13 protein-coding genes are annotated in these 13,238 nt (G+C 68.5%); 5 read left to right on the forward strand and 8 right to left on the reverse strand.

Annotated features, from left to right (window positions below; translation table 11 throughout):
* Positions 1-61: 61 nt before the first annotated feature.
* The 5 genes from AC6I6S_RS09935 to AC6I6S_RS09955 all read right to left on the reverse strand — a co-directional run bounded on the left by AC6I6S_RS09935 (position 62) and on the right by AC6I6S_RS09955 (position 5,184).
* Entirely contained in the window at positions 62-2,368 is a 2,307-nt protein-coding gene (locus AC6I6S_RS09935) for a transglutaminase TgpA family protein (RefSeq protein ID WP_497949836.1), read from the reverse strand.
* A complete protein-coding gene (locus tag AC6I6S_RS09940; RefSeq protein WP_497949838.1) occupies positions 2,365-3,432 on the reverse strand; it encodes a DUF58 domain-containing protein in 1,068 nt (355 codons plus the stop codon). The genes AC6I6S_RS09935 and AC6I6S_RS09940 overlap by 4 nt, the downstream gene beginning before the upstream one ends.
* 1 nt (position 3,433) lies before the next feature.
* Positions 3,434-4,423 (reverse strand): AAA family ATPase, encoded by a 990-nt coding sequence (locus AC6I6S_RS09945; RefSeq protein WP_497949839.1) that lies wholly within the window; start codon positions 4,421-4,423, stop codon positions 3,434-3,436.
* A 265-nt stretch (positions 4,424-4,688) separates the two neighbouring features.
* Positions 4,689-4,883, reverse strand: coding sequence for a cold-shock protein (locus tag AC6I6S_RS09950; RefSeq protein ID WP_207591961.1), 195 nt, complete (start codon positions 4,881-4,883; stop codon positions 4,689-4,691).
* An 82-nt stretch (positions 4,884-4,965) separates the two neighbouring features.
* Positions 4,966-5,184: a DUF7573 domain-containing protein gene (locus AC6I6S_RS09955; protein WP_497949841.1), complete on the reverse strand. Its 219-nt coding sequence runs from the start codon at positions 5,182-5,184 to the stop codon at positions 4,966-4,968.
* 86 nt (positions 5,185-5,270) lie between these two features.
* Here AC6I6S_RS09955 and AC6I6S_RS09960 point away from each other — a divergent pair, with 86 nt between their 5' ends.
* Complete coding sequence (locus tag AC6I6S_RS09960; RefSeq protein WP_497949842.1) at positions 5,271-5,462, forward strand: DUF8024 family protein; 192 nt, start codon at positions 5,271-5,273, stop codon at positions 5,460-5,462.
* 25 nt (positions 5,463-5,487) lie between these two features.
* Here AC6I6S_RS09960 and AC6I6S_RS09965 read toward each other — a convergent pair whose 3' ends face one another.
* Both AC6I6S_RS09965 and AC6I6S_RS09970 read right to left on the reverse strand, forming a co-directional pair.
* Positions 5,488-6,483, reverse strand: a complete 996-nt coding sequence (locus AC6I6S_RS09965; protein ID WP_497949843.1) for a 5,10-methylenetetrahydromethanopterin reductase — start codon at positions 6,481-6,483, stop codon at positions 5,488-5,490.
* Positions 6,480-7,250, reverse strand: coding sequence for a coenzyme F420-0:L-glutamate ligase (locus AC6I6S_RS09970; RefSeq protein ID WP_497949844.1), 771 nt, complete (start codon positions 7,248-7,250; stop codon positions 6,480-6,482). Before AC6I6S_RS09970 ends, AC6I6S_RS09965 begins: the two co-directional genes overlap by 4 nt.
* Positions 7,251-7,344: 94 nt before the next feature.
* Here AC6I6S_RS09970 and AC6I6S_RS09975 point away from each other — a divergent pair, with 94 nt between their 5' ends.
* The 4 genes from AC6I6S_RS09975 to AC6I6S_RS09990 all read left to right on the forward strand — a co-directional run bounded on the left by AC6I6S_RS09975 (position 7,345) and on the right by AC6I6S_RS09990 (position 11,857).
* Entirely contained in the window at positions 7,345-8,697 is a 1,353-nt protein-coding gene (locus AC6I6S_RS09975; RefSeq protein WP_497949846.1) for an eIF2B alpha/beta/delta subunit family protein, read from the forward strand.
* A 152-nt stretch (positions 8,698-8,849) separates the two neighbouring features.
* The gene (gene ddh, locus AC6I6S_RS09980; protein WP_497949848.1) at positions 8,850-9,779 is read left to right on the forward strand and encodes a D-2-hydroxyacid dehydrogenase; all 930 of its coding nucleotides are present in this window, start codon (positions 8,850-8,852) and stop codon (positions 9,777-9,779) included.
* A gap of 104 nt (positions 9,780-9,883) precedes the next feature.
* Positions 9,884-10,354, forward strand: a complete 471-nt coding sequence (locus tag AC6I6S_RS09985; RefSeq protein WP_497949849.1) for a GNAT family N-acetyltransferase — start codon at positions 9,884-9,886, stop codon at positions 10,352-10,354.
* Positions 10,355-10,447: 93 nt separating this feature from the next.
* Positions 10,448-11,857, forward strand: a complete 1,410-nt coding sequence (locus AC6I6S_RS09990) for a sulfite oxidase (protein ID WP_497949850.1) — start codon at positions 10,448-10,450, stop codon at positions 11,855-11,857.
* Between the two features lie 18 nt (positions 11,858-11,875).
* Here the strand turns inward: AC6I6S_RS09990 and AC6I6S_RS09995 are convergent, their stop codons facing one another.
* Positions 11,876-13,192: an MFS transporter gene (locus AC6I6S_RS09995; RefSeq protein WP_497949851.1), complete on the reverse strand. Its 1,317-nt coding sequence runs from the start codon at positions 13,190-13,192 to the stop codon at positions 11,876-11,878.
* Positions 13,193-13,238 lie beyond the last annotated feature (46 nt).

Here is a 13,238-nt window from a genome sequence, read left to right on the forward strand (position 1 = left end):
AATGGGCATATTAAACACTATCGGGACCCTCAGGCTGGCCGTCGATTTATTTTAAGACAGGCTACTGCCACCGTCGACCGACGAGCGGGAGCCGTCGACGGACCATACTGTTGACCGCCTCGACCGCCTCCTCTGCCTCCTCGCGATCGACGCCAGCGCCGTACTCGGCGCGTTCGTACAGTTCGCCGACGCGAACCGCACGGTCGTCGAGCGATCGGTAGGCCGATAGCGCCGAGAGATACTGGCGAACCGACTCCGAGCGACGCCGCGGCCGGTACTCCCGGGCCAGCAGGATCTCGAGTCTGCGGTAGGCCCGTTCGGTGTCGGCCGCGGGCTCCCCGCGGAATCCGTGCCAGTAGAGCCGCCCCTCGCGTTTCGCGCGGGCGGTCAGCCCGGTTCGGTGGGCACCCGCGGCGAGTCCGACGAGCAGCGCGAGTCCGATCGCGACGTCGGCGGGCGTCACCGACTCCTCGTCGTCGCCGTCCTCGCCCTCGGTTTCGTTGTCAGGCGTGAAGTTGCCGACGGAGCCGGGATCCTCGATCCCGGGGATGTCCTGGGGCGTGTTGATCGGCGAGGTGTTCGCTCCGCCGTTGGGTTCACCGCCCACGCTGCCGTTCTCGGTCTCGTTGGTCTCACCGTTCTCCGTCTCGTTGCCGGGATCTTCTCCGGGGTCGCTCTCGCCGTCGTCCTCCTCGAGGCCGCTCGGCGGAACGTCCTCGCTGCCGTCTACGTCGACGTCCGCTTCGCCGTCCTCGCGGGCCTCTTCGAGGCGCTCTTCGTGGACGTTATCGCGGTCGCCGGAGGTCGGCTCGAAGGTGACCCAGCCGTGCTCGGGGAAGTACACCTCGACCCATGCGTGGGCGTTGAGTCCGCGGACGACCCACTCGTTGTCGTCGACCTGCTGGCCACTCGAGAAGCCGACGGCGTAGCGCGCGGGCACGTCTTCAGCCCGCAACATCTGGACCATCGTCGTCGCGAAGTAGACGCAGTAGCCCTCGTCCATCTCGAGGAGGAACCCTTCGGCGACGTTGCCACCCGGGTGTTCGACATCGAGCGAGTATCCCTTCGAGGAGCGCAGGTGGCTCTCGATGGCGTCGGCCTTGTCGTAGGGGTTGTCGGCGTCGGCGACGATCGCCGCCGTCTCGGCTTCGAACTCACTCGAGGTGCCCTCGGGCGTCTGGAGATAGTGATCGGTCACCTCCTCGGGGTAGTCGGTTCCCGCCTCGCGCAACGCCTCGGAATCGCGCTCGACGACGGCGCTCTCGACGTTGTAGACGTCACCCTCCATCAGCGGCGTACTCGGCCGGATCTGGCCGTGCATGCTCACCTCCGTGTGGTCTGCAGCGTCGCCCTCGACGGCGACCGGATGGGGTGCTGCGGGCATTACGTTCAGGTCATCCTGAACGTAGATCGTCTGGCGGTTGGTTTCGTACTCGCCCGGCGGCCGCTCGAGCCCGCCGTCGTACGGCGTATCGTGGCCGGACCGGATCCACTCGTCGCCGGTAAACCGGTCGTAAACGCCGGTTCGCCAGTAGGTCTCTTCCTCCGCGGTGGCGGTAAAGCGGACCTCCGGTGAGAGATCGACCTGGCCGCTGATCCCCGACTGATCGGGGGCGCTGGTGATCGTGCCCTCGAGCGTCCCGTCGGTCTCCTCACCCTCGATCAGGTGAGTCGGGTTGCTCGCCCCGCCGGGAACCAGCGTCACCGACATCGAGAGGACGATCATCAGCGCGAACAGGATCGCGAGCAGGTCGACCTGGACGATCGAGCCGCCGCGGCGCTCGAGCTCGCCGAAGCCGACGGCGGCGACGGCGCCGACGGTGCCCAGCAGCGTGATGCCGACGCTCGAATCGCCGGTGAGCACGAGAAAGAGCAGCGCACTGCCGCCGGCGACGACGCTCAGCGTGTACCGCCCTCGGAGGGCGAGATACCACGAGAGAAAGACCGGAGCCGGAGCGAAGCCGAGTGTCCAGACGCCGGCTTCGACCATCCGCAACAGCGGCAGGCCGGTCGCCAGGGCGATCGTATCCGACAGCAGTTTGTCGGCCGCCGAGAAGACGACGAGGGCTCCCGCACCGGTGGTGTTGAAGTAGTACGCGAAGCCGACCGCCCCCGCGGCGATTGCGAGCGCCGTCGCGGTTCGCGGCGTGATCGTGTGTGCGAGCACCGTCGCCGCGACGAGCATCGTGAGAACGATCAGAAGCAGCGACCGGGTGCCGCCGACGACGCTGGTCACGTCCTGGAGCACGCTCACGTACGCTGCCGTCAGGACGAGCACGCCCAGCAGCGCCAGCAGCCGGAACGTGTCGGTCCCGATGACGCCGTCGACGGTCGTCGACACCGTTCGGTCCCGGACGGGGGTGCTCACGCGCCCACCTCCGACCGCGGCGGCGATTTCTCCTCCCTGTCGGCCTCTTTCGAGCGACCGGCGGCCGCGGGCTTCGGCGAACTCGAGCCGTACAGCCGCTCGAACGGAATCTCGTACTCGTCGACGCAGACGACGACGCCGTTCGCGTCGGCCTGGACCAGGATGTCGGCCTGGCGTCGCGTCCGGTCGTCGACCTCGCCCGCACGGGCGACCGCAAGCAGCGCCAGCAGATCGTGGTGGTGGCGCTGTCCCGTATCGGGAGCCCTGGCGCCCTCGGAGACGCTCACACCGACGGCGATGTCGAGTTCGAGCAGATAGGTGGCGATGCTGGCGACGGCCGCGGCCATCTCGTCCGCCTTCCCCGGAATGCACTCGGCGGCGATCTCGGCGTTTCCGACGGCGTCGTCGGCGATGAACTCCTTGACGACGAGTTCGCCGTCGGCCCGTTTGGCCGCCGACTTCCAGTGGATGTCCCGCAGGGAGTCGCCGCGGGCGTACTCCCGGAGGTGATCGAACTCCTCGCGGTCGGCGTCGCGGACCGCGTCGGCCAGCAACTGGAGGTCGTGTCGTGCTCCTCCGTGGAGATCGTACACTCGCGGGTAGACGAGCACGGAACTGGTTCTGCCGTAGCTAAAGCGCGTCTCCGCGAGTCCGAGCAGGTCGCCGACGGCGACCGAGAGCGGGCCGACCTCGCGTTCGCCCCGGGACTCGAGGCGAACGTCGTACTCGTAGGGTTCGCCGTCGTGGAGCGTCGTTTCGCCGACGTTCCCGCCGTCGAGAGCGGAGAGGCCGTCGCCGACCGCGTCGCGAACGACCGCGGCGGTCGGACCGGCGACCCGCGGGCTGAGGCCGACGGTGCGGGTTTCGCCGATGAACCCGCCCTCGAGCGGGCGCCGATCGATCCGCGGCTTCTCGGCCCGGTAGACGGTGACGAACGCCGCGAGTAACACGACGATCAGCGGGGCGACCACGGCGTTCAACGACCGCGAACCGTACACCGCGCCCATCAGGAGACAGAACGCGACGACGCCGACGACGCCCCATCCCCGTCTGGTCAGTCGCATCTCAGTCCACTCCCACGCGTTCCAGAGCGTCCTCGACGACGGCGGCGCCGTCCTGGTCGCGGCCGCTCGAGGAGGTCTTGATCCGGTGGCTCAGGACGACCGGGGCCTCGGCCTGGACGTCGTCGGGGATGACGTACTCGCGGCCGTCGAGAACCGCCCGCGCCTGGGCCGCCCGCAGGAGGGCGATCGTGCCGCGGGGACTCGCGCCGATGGTCGCGTTCTCGCGGGTGTAGCCGACCAGTCTGGTGGCGTACTCGCGAACCGGCTCCTTGACCAACACCTGCGTGACCGTCTCTCGGGCGCAGACGAGCGTCTCGAGGTCCGTCACCGGCTCGAGATCCTCGATCGGGTGGTGGCCGACGGTTCGCTCGAGCATCTCGGACTCCTCGGCGGGCTCGGGGTAGCCGAGTTCGAGTTTCTTCATGAACCGGTCGACCTCGGCGAACGGAAGCTCGTAGGTGCGGTTCGGTTCGACCGCGTTCTGGGTCGCGATCACCGTAAAGGGGTTCGGCAGCGCTCTGGTCGTCCCGTCGACGGTGACCTGCTGTTCTTCCATCGCCTCGAGCAGCGCCGACTGGGTCTTCGGCGGCGCGCGGTTGATCTCGTCGCCGAGCACCATGTTGGCGAAGACGGGACCGGGCTGGAACTCGAACTCGCGGCTCTTCTGGTTGAAGACGTTCACGCCGGTGATGTCGGAGGGGAGCAGGTCGGGCGTGAACTGCACTCGCCGGAACGTGCAGTCGACCGAGGTGGCGATCGATCGGGCGAGCATCGTCTTGCCGACGCCCGGGACGTCGTCGAGCAGAACGTGTCCGCGCGCGAGAATCGCCGTCACGACGTGTTCGATCTCGTCGTCGTGACCGACGATCACCTCGCCGACGTTCCGTTCGACCTCCGCAGAGAGCGCTGCCACGTCGTCGACCGAAAGCGGCTCGACCGGCGGGGAACGGTCCTCTCGTCTCGTCTGTGATGTCGGATTGGCGTCGGTCATTGATGAAATTGCGTGACGCCAGTGCAGCGGAACGTTCTCAGCACACGTCTCATTAGTATGCCATCAGGGACTGATTGACATATGTTTTGTGTCGTCCCCGCCGAACATCGGCGCCTGTGTCCGGTCTCGCACTCGAGCGCCCGCAATAGAAATCCTGCAACGTCGAACCGGTTATATCTCACACTGCCGGCAATCAGCGATACGGGAACCAGCGGCGCCGCTCGACGGATGGCCATCGGAAAATCGGTGTCTGCAGTCGAACCTGCTATAGCCGTTCGACGTTCGTCGCGCGCGGGCCCTTGTCGGCCTGCTCGATGTCGAACTCCACCTCCTGGCCCTCCTCGAGGTCGGGACCGCCGACGTCTTCCATGTGGAAGAACACGTCGTCGTCCGCGTCGTCTGTCTCAATGAATCCGTAGCCGCCCGTGTCGTTGAAGAACGCAACCGTACCTTTCGCCATTGCATCCGTACAGAGTCCCGACTGGGCTATAAATGTTCGGGAGGGGTCGGTACAGCGAGCCGGTCGTTCGGCGAGTTTCGGCTCACCAGTCCACACAATCGGGACAGACGACGCCGCTCTCGCGCATCCAGACCCGTTCCGCGGCGTCGCCACACTCCGCGCAGACGTACTCGCCCCAGCCGTAGGTCGGGGACGCGGGGACGACCGCCTCGTCGGAGTCGGTCTCGTCGTGCTCTTCGCCGACTTCCGCCGCCGGTGGCTCCTCGGTCAGGAACTCCTCGAGCGTCGCGTCCTCGCTCACGCCCGGGGCTACGGTCGGCTCGCTGAAGACCGTTTTCCTCCCGCTCGACCGGCACGGCCAAGTACTCGGGGTGACAACCCCCGCGTATGGAACCCGTCCCGCTGAACGTCATCGTGGACAACATCATCGAGATGAACGAGTACTTCTCCGACATCGCGATGGGCGACGGCCTCGCGCCGCTGCTCGTCGCCGTCGGCACGATTCTCATCGTATTCTCCCTCGGCGTCTTCGGCTATCTCACGCTCGGTGCGGCGACGAGTCTCGTCTCCCTCGAGTAATCTTCCTTTCTCCCACGCGAACCGCCTACTCGAGCGCCGCGAGCGCCTCGCCCGCCCGCTCGATCGCGTCCTCGAGGTCCGGCCCCAGCGGCGAGCCGACGACGATGCCGTCGACGTGGTCGGCCATCGCCGCGAACCGCTCCGTAACCGTCTCGGTCGTGCCGGCGACGGCGAAGGCGTCGATCATCTCCGGTGTCACCCGGTCGAACGCCTCACCGAGCTCTCCCCCTTCGATCGCCTCGCTCACCGCCCCAGCGGCCTCGCGGTCGATGTCGTGACGCTCGAGCACCGGCTCTGCGGCCCCGCCGGCGATAAAGGCGACCGGCGGACGGGCGGCCTCGCGGGCGGCCGCTTCGTCGTCGGCGACGCTCACGCTCGCGAACGCCAGCGCGTCGAAGGGGCCGCGGTCATCGGGGCGCTCGCCCAGTCCCTCCGCCACTTGCTCGGCGGCCCACTCGAGGTCGTCGGGGTGGGCGGCGTTGACCAGCACCCCGTCGGCGTGTTTCGCGCTCATCCGGAGCATGTGCGGTCCCTGGGCGCCGACGTACACCGGGATCTCGGTCGGCTCCATGTTGAGCGAGGCGTCTCTTGCGCGGAACGTCCCGTCGTGATTGACAGTCTCGCCCGCCCAGAGCTCGCGGGCGACCGAGAAGGACTCGAGCACCCGGCGGAGCGGCCGATCGTGCTCGATCCCCAGGTTCGCGAGCGCGGAGCGGTCGCCCGCCCCGATTCCGAGAACGGCACGCCCGTCGCTCACCTCGTCGATTGTGGCGGTGCGACTCGCGAGCGTCACCGGGTGGCTCTCGTAGGGGTTGACGATCCCCGGTCCCAGTCGAATGTCGTCGGTCGCGTCGGCCATCCGCGAGAGGGTGACGAACGGGTCGCGGTTGAAGTAGTGGCTGCTGGCGAAGGCGACGTCGTAGCCGACGTGCTCGGCGCGGGCAGCCAGCGCCGCGAGTCGGTCGGGTGGGTGTTCGGGGGTGAGTTCGACCCCCCATGTGAACGAGTCCGACGCCGTCATGGCTCGTACTCCCACTCCCTGAGGGCGTGGCGGACGAAGTCGGTCTCGACCTCCCGGAACAGCTCCTCGCTGCCCTCGAGGTCGCCGAAGCGCCAGTCGCGGACGACCACTGCGGGCGTGCCGTCGGCCCCCTCGCCGGTCACGAGGTTCGCGGCGGAGGCGAGTTCGTCGACCACCGACTGGACGGTGACGCCGAGTTCGCGACCGTCGCGGTCGTGTTCGCCCCGCCAGTCCCGGCTCGCGGGCATCCCTCCCCAGCCGAGGGCGACTCCGCGCTGGCCGTGGCGAAACGGCCGCCCGCAGGTGTCGGTGACGATCACGGCGACGTCCTCGTAGCCGTGGGCGGCGAGCCCGCTCCGGATCCGTTCGGCGCTCTCGGTCGGCCGCGTCGGCAACAGCAGCAGGTCGTGGTCGGGGACGTTCGAGCGGTCGATCCCCGCGTTCACGCAGACGTGGCCGAACCGCGTCTCGGTGAGCAGGAACGGGGCGTCCATCAGGAGTTCGGTGCTCTCCTCGAGTACCGCCTGGGCGAACCGCGGGTCCTTCTCGTCGTCGGTGAGTTCCTCGAGCCGGGTTGCGATCTCTCGGGCGCGCGGACTCGCCGGGAAGTCGGCCAGATCGAACGCCCTGTCCTCCGCCTTCGAGACGACCGTGCTCGCGACGGTCAGGACGTCGCCGTCTTCGAGATCCGCCCGGGCCGCGATCAGCGCGGCGAGGTCGTCGCCGGGGCGGATCTCCGGGAGGTCCGCCACTGCGTGTAGCTCCATACTCGAGAGTCGGCCAGCGGGGTCAAAAGCGCACCGTCACCGGCGATCCCGCCGGTCCGAAAACGATTCCCGCCTCTCGGTCGTCGTCTCGAGCATGGACGAGTCGGGAGCGGACTCGAGTGCGACCGAGGCGGACGGGGACGATGAGACGCACGTCGTCACTGCCTTTCTCCGGAATCGCGGCGAGGTGCTCCTGTTGCGCCGGAGCGACGCCGTCGGAAGCTACGCCGGGCGGTGGGGCGGCGTCTCCGGCTTCGCCGAGGGGGAGCCGGACGAGCAGATCCGCCGGGAGATCGAAGAGGAGACGGGGCTCGCAAATGCGGTCTCGCTCGTCCGCTCGAGTCGAGCCGTCCGCGTGAGCGATCCCGACCTCGAGCGCGAGTGGGTCGTCCACCCATATCTGTTCGACTGCGACTCCCGCGAGGTCGACCTCAGCGAGGAACACGACACCCTCGAGTGGGTCCCGCCGTCGGCGATGCTCACGGAGTACGACACCGTCCCGAGGCTCTGGGAGGCCTACGAGCGCGTCGCGCCGACGGTGCGGTCGATCGCCGCCGATGACGAACACGGGGCCGCATATCTGTCGGTACGGGCGCTCGAGGTCATTCGCGACCGGGCGGGGCTGCTGGTTGCCGAACGAGAGAGCCACGACCCCGACGCCGAGGCGGGAGCGGTCGACGAGGAGTGGGACGAACTCACCGCCCTCGCGGGTCGGCTGCTCGAGGCTCGGCCGTCGATGGCGGTCCTCCGAAACCGGGTCAACCGGGCGATGGCAACCGCCGGAGGGGATGAAAGAGGCGATACGAATCCGGACGCGGCGGCCGTCATCGAGTCGACCGTCTCGGGAATCGAGCGAGCGCTCGAGGCCGACGAAACCGCGGCCAGCGAAGCAGCGAAGCGACTCTCGGGAACCGCCATGACGCTCTCGCGGTCGGGAACGGTGCTCGAGGCGCTCCGAGCGAGCGACCTCTCCCGGCTGTACGTCGCCGAATCTCGGCCCGGTCGCGAGGGCGTGGACGTGGCCGAGACGCTTGCCGACGGCCTTCCCGTCACGCTGCACACCGACGCGGCGGCGGCCCACTTGCTCGCCCGGGAAGAGATCGACCGGGTCGTCATCGGCGCGGATACCGTCCTCCCGGAGGGCTCGGTGGTGAACAAGGCCGGGAGCCGCGGGCTGGCGGTCGCGGCCGCCCGCGAGGGGATTCCGGTGTCGGTTGTCACCGCGACCGACAAAGTCTCCGCCCGCGAGGAGTACAGCCTCGAGTCGGGCTCGAGAACGGCGGTGTACGACGGCGACGCACCCGTCGACGTCGCGAACCCCACTTTCGACGTGACGCCCGCCGACTGCGTCTCGGCGGTCGTTACCGAGCGCGGCCCGCTCGAGTCGGCGGACGTCGAGGGGGTCGCCGACGAGTTGCGGGACCTCGAGCGCTGGCGGGAGCGCTGAAACGACAGACGGAAACCGCCCGCGGCCGTACCCCGGAGCGGGCGGCGGTGACGAGCAGTTACCCCCACTGAGCCCCTTGTGACGAGGCTTTTTCCCGAGCCGCCCTTCTGCCGGGGCGAAGGTTCAACACCGACTCCTGCGTAGCGCCAGCCATGAAGCAGACGATCCAGCGCCTCGGCGTTCACGACTCCGTCTCGGCGGTGTTCCCGCCGGCCGAACTCGCCGACTCGCTCACCGATCTGCCGGTCGGCGTGGACGTGATCTCCGACGACGAAATCGACGCCTGCGACGCCGTCGTCACCCTCGCACACCGCGATGCGTTCGCCGAGCTCGCGTGGGTTCACTCGATCCAGGCGGGGATCGACCGGTTCCCGCTCGAGACGTTCGACGAGCGGGGCGTCGTTCTGACCAACAGCACGGGGATCCACGACCGGACCGTCGGCGAGACGGTCGCGGGCTACCTGCTCGCCTTCTCCCGGCGCCTGCACCGCCACGGCGCGAACCAGCAGGAGCGCCGGTGGGAGCGGCCGGCCTGGGACGAGGCGTTCACGCTCCCCGGCACCACCGCCTGCGTTGTCGGCACCGGAACCCTCGGCCGGGGCGTCGCAGAGGTGGTCGGCGCTCTCGGCGTCCGGATGGTCGGCGTTCGCCGCTCGGCGGAGGCGGTGCCGGGTTTCGAGGACGTGTACGCGACCGAGGACCTCGAGACGGCTCTCGAAGACGCCGAGTTCGTCGTCTCGACGCTGCCGTTGACCGACGAGACCCACCACTTCTTCGACGCCGCGACGTTCGACGCCATGCGCGACGACGCCTCCTTCGTCAACGTCGGCCGTGGGGGACTCGTCGACGAAGCCGCGCTGATCGACGCCCTCGAGACCGGGCAACTCGCGGGGGCAGCGCTGGACGTCTTCGAGACCGAACCGCTGCCCGAGGAGTCGCCGCTGTGGGGGATGGACGAGGTGATCGTCACGCCCCACTGCGCGGCCTACACCCGCGACTACTACCGCGACGTGGGCGAGATCGTCCGCGAGAACGTGAGTCGGCTCGAGGTCGGCGACGAACTTCATAACCGGGTCGTCTGAGAACGGAACAGTCGGTAGCGCCGGTGCCGGGAGCTGATTCGGCGGTTCGACAGGTCGATCTGCACGACCGATACGTTCCTGAACGTCGCGGCCATCCCTTCGCTATGGTCACGATCCGGTCCGCTCGAGCCGACGACGGCGACGACCTCGTCTCCGTTCACGTCGCAGCGATCCGCGAACTGGGAGCGGCGGCCTACGACGCCGAGCAAGTCGACGCCTGGGCGGCGGGGATGAACCCCGAGGGCTACCCGACCGACGACCCCGACGCGCACTTCGTCGTCGCGACGCGAGACGACCGCATTGCCGGCTTCGGCCACCTCCAGCGTGACGAGCGCGAGGTGCAGGCCGTCTACGTCCACCCCGACCACGCCGGCCGGGGCGTCGGTCGCGCCCTTCTCAGGCACCTCGAGGAGACGGCCCGCGAGGCGAGCCTCGAGGGGCTCACCCTCGTCGCCTCGAAGAACGCCGTTGGCTTCTACGAGCACCACGGCTGGCGGCGGCTCGAGGCGGTCGACCACGAGTCGACCGGCGGGGTGGTACTCGAATGTGTGCGGATGGAGCGGACCCTCGAGTAGGGGATCGAGAAGCCTCCGCCACCGCTACCGGCGGGCTCTTCCGCTACCGGTTCCTTGTCCTCGGTCGGCGAAATACCGATGGTTATTCCCGATATGTCACCGAACCTTAGCTCGACGGACGCAGACCGACCTGGGCGGTCGACGGACGTCGCGCGCCGCCGGCTGCTCGACCGCCGCCGGTTTCTCATGGCCTCCGGTGCCCTCGCCGGCGTCGCCATCGCCGGCCGCGGCGTCTCCTCGAGCGGCGGCACCGACGGCTCACCGGAGCCATACGCGGCGGACGCGGAGGAGCCGTTCCAGGAACGCTATCCAGGGCTGCGAGTGCTCGAGTACGAGCCCGAAAACGCCGAGGCGGTCTCCCGCGAGACGTTCGCGACCGCCCGCACGCAACGCACCGAACACTACGTCCGCAACCACTACCCGACGCCGGCGATCGACGCCGAGGCGTGGTCGATCGAACTTCGGGGACTCGGCCTCGATGACCCCGTCACCTTCGAGATGGCGGCGCTCCGTGAGGCGTTCCCGACGGAGTCCGTCGCCCATACGATGCAGTGTGCGGGCAACGGCCGCGCGGCCTTCGAACCCGCGGTCGACGGTATACAGTGGACGACCGGGGCCGTCGGCACCACTGTCTGGACCGGCACCCCGCTGTCGGCGGTGCTCGAGGACGCCGGGGTGGACACCTCGGAGGGCACCTGGCTCATGGTCGCCGGGGGCGAACATCCCGACGGCGAGGACGTCTACGCTCGCTCGATCCCGATGGAGAAGGTCCTCGAGGACTGTCTCCTCGCCTACGAGATGAACGGCGAGCCGTTGACGCCGGATCACGGCTCCCCCGTTCGGCTCGTCGTCCCCGGCTGGTTCGGCAACAACTGCGTGAAGTGGGTCGCCGAGATGGCGGTGCTCGAGAAGATGCACGGCGGCGAGGCGTGGGCGGACTACGTCGAGTGGCAACACGATTCGTACCGGATGCTCGCGGCGGGCCAGGAACCCGACGAACGCGAGTCGATCACGGAGTTCGACACGCAGGCGCAGATGGACGCCGAAGCGGCCGGCGAACTCGAGTACGCGCCCTACCTCTACGACCAGTTCGTGAAGTCGCTCATCGGCTACCCTGGCGAGAACGCGACGGTCTCACCGCGGGAGGGTGACGGTCGGATCGAGGTCGTCGGCGTCGCCTGGGCGGGCGACGACCGGGTCGAGCGCGTCGAGGTGTCGACCGACGGCGGCGAGACGTGGGCCGACGCCGAGTTCTTCGGCGAGGATCTCGGCCCCTACGGCTGGCGGCAGTTCCGCTACTGCTGGGACCCGACATCGGGGGAGTACACGCTCGTCTCTCGGGCGACCGACGAACACGGCCGGAGCCAGCCACGCGAGGTCGCCCACGCCGAGGGCGGACTACTCACGCTCGAGGATGACCGGTTCCCGTGGAATCAGGACGGCTACGGCAACAACGCCTACCTGTACCACGGCGTCGACGTGACGGTCCTCGAGGACTGTTAGTGCGGGCGTTCCCCCCGGTCAATCGTCGGTGGAGGAGACGGGGACGGCGTCGGGGGCCGCCTCGGCTTCGAACAGCGCGAGGAAGATCACCCCCGCGAAGACCATGAACCCCGCGGCGAGCCAGAAGCCGCCGAGGAAGGAGACGTGGTCGAACATGAATCCGACCGCAAGCGGCCCGACGATCGCGCCGACCTGCCAGGAGACGGATCTGAGCGAGAGGCTCCCGGCGACGGAGTCGTAGTACTCTCCCTCCCTGACGAACAGCGACATGCTCGTCGGCAGCCGCAGACTGTCCGCGAGTCCCAGGATCCCGTACGCAACGAACAGGAGGAAGAACGCCGGGACGAGCGTGACCTCCCGCCCGCCCCCGGCGAGGGTGACCGGATCGAGCACCAGGGATGCGTACGCGGCGGCCGGAATCAGCGCGGTGCCGAGCGCGTAGCTGACCGTGCCGCCGAAGATGAACCACTCCTCGCCTCCCACGCGATCGGAGAACTCGCCGACGTACCCCTGGGCGATCCCCTTCGTTAGCTTCCCGCCGGCGAGGATGCCGCCGATGAGAAGCGCGTTCATGCCGAACTCGGTCCGGGCGTAGATCGGGAGGAAGATGATCACCGCCATCTTGCCGAAGCTAAAGGAGAACCGGAAGACGACGAGCGCCATGATCACTCGCCGTTTGAGCAACCGGAGGAGCGTCTCGACGCCCGTCGATTCGTCCGGGTCGGCGCGGGTACCGGGATCGTCTCGGACGAAGGTGTAGACCGCCACGGTCGACAGGAACGTGAGTCCGATCAACACCGCGTAGGTCGTCCCGAACCCGTAGACGAAGAGGAGGGCGCCGCCGACGATATCGCCGAGGAGGCTCGCGATCGACCGCACCTGGTTGTACGTGCCGATCCACATGCCGCGACCGTCGTCGGGCGCGATTTCGCCGACGACGGCGACGCCCGTCACCCAGAGCATGATCGAGCCGACGGCCTGGAACCCGCGAAGGAAGATCACCTGTTCGATGCTCTGGACGAAGGTGAGCCCGAGCAGCAACAGCATGTTGAGGACGAGTCCGAGCAACAGGTACCGTTTCGAGTTGCCGAGGTCGATCTTGCGGCCGAGCGGGAGCACCAGCACCAGCCGGACGGCGGCGTAGGCGGTGCCGAACAGGCCGGCGACGGTTCCCGACGCGTTAAAGAGGTCCGCGTAGAGGGCGAGCGCAATGATGATCGTCGCGAACGCCATGCCGCTGACGAACCGCACTGAGGCTAACGCGACGAACTCGAGGTTGCGAAAGAGTGCGAGCGGACTCCGCCCGCCGTCGGTCGTCGGATCCGAGTCGGTCATCGAGGCCGTACCAGGGGCTCCGTGAGTGAGGGTTGTTAAACGAGGG

Source organism: Natrononativus sp. DTA114 (assembly GCF_059736515.1).

Coding starts and splice junctions, on each gene's coding strand:
- AC6I6S_RS09940 (WP_497949838.1), bottom strand. CDS start 3,432: ATGCGACTGACCAGACGGGGATGGGGCGTCGTCGGCGTCGTCGCGTTC.
- AC6I6S_RS09945 (WP_497949839.1), bottom strand. CDS start 4,423: ATGACCGACGCCAATCCGACATCACAGACGAGACGAGAGGACCGTTCC.
- AC6I6S_RS09950 (WP_207591961.1), bottom strand. CDS start 4,883: ATGGCGAAAGGTACGGTTGCGTTCTTCAACGACACGGGCGGCTACGGA.
- AC6I6S_RS09960 (WP_497949842.1), top strand. CDS start 5,271: ATGGAACCCGTCCCGCTGAACGTCATCGTGGACAACATCATCGAGATG.
- AC6I6S_RS09965 (WP_497949843.1), bottom strand. CDS start 6,483: ATGACGGCGTCGGACTCGTTCACATGGGGGGTCGAACTCACCCCCGAA.
- AC6I6S_RS09970 (WP_497949844.1), bottom strand. CDS start 7,250: ATGGAGCTACACGCAGTGGCGGACCTCCCGGAGATCCGCCCCGGCGAC.
- AC6I6S_RS09975 (WP_497949846.1), top strand. CDS start 7,345: ATGGACGAGTCGGGAGCGGACTCGAGTGCGACCGAGGCGGACGGGGAC.
- ddh (WP_497949848.1), top strand. CDS start 8,850: ATGAAGCAGACGATCCAGCGCCTCGGCGTTCACGACTCCGTCTCGGCG.
- AC6I6S_RS09985 (WP_497949849.1), top strand. CDS start 9,884: ATGGTCACGATCCGGTCCGCTCGAGCCGACGACGGCGACGACCTCGTC.
- AC6I6S_RS09990 (WP_497949850.1), top strand. CDS start 10,448: ATGTCACCGAACCTTAGCTCGACGGACGCAGACCGACCTGGGCGGTCG.
- AC6I6S_RS09995 (WP_497949851.1), bottom strand. CDS start 13,192: ATGACCGACTCGGATCCGACGACCGACGGCGGGCGGAGTCCGCTCGCA.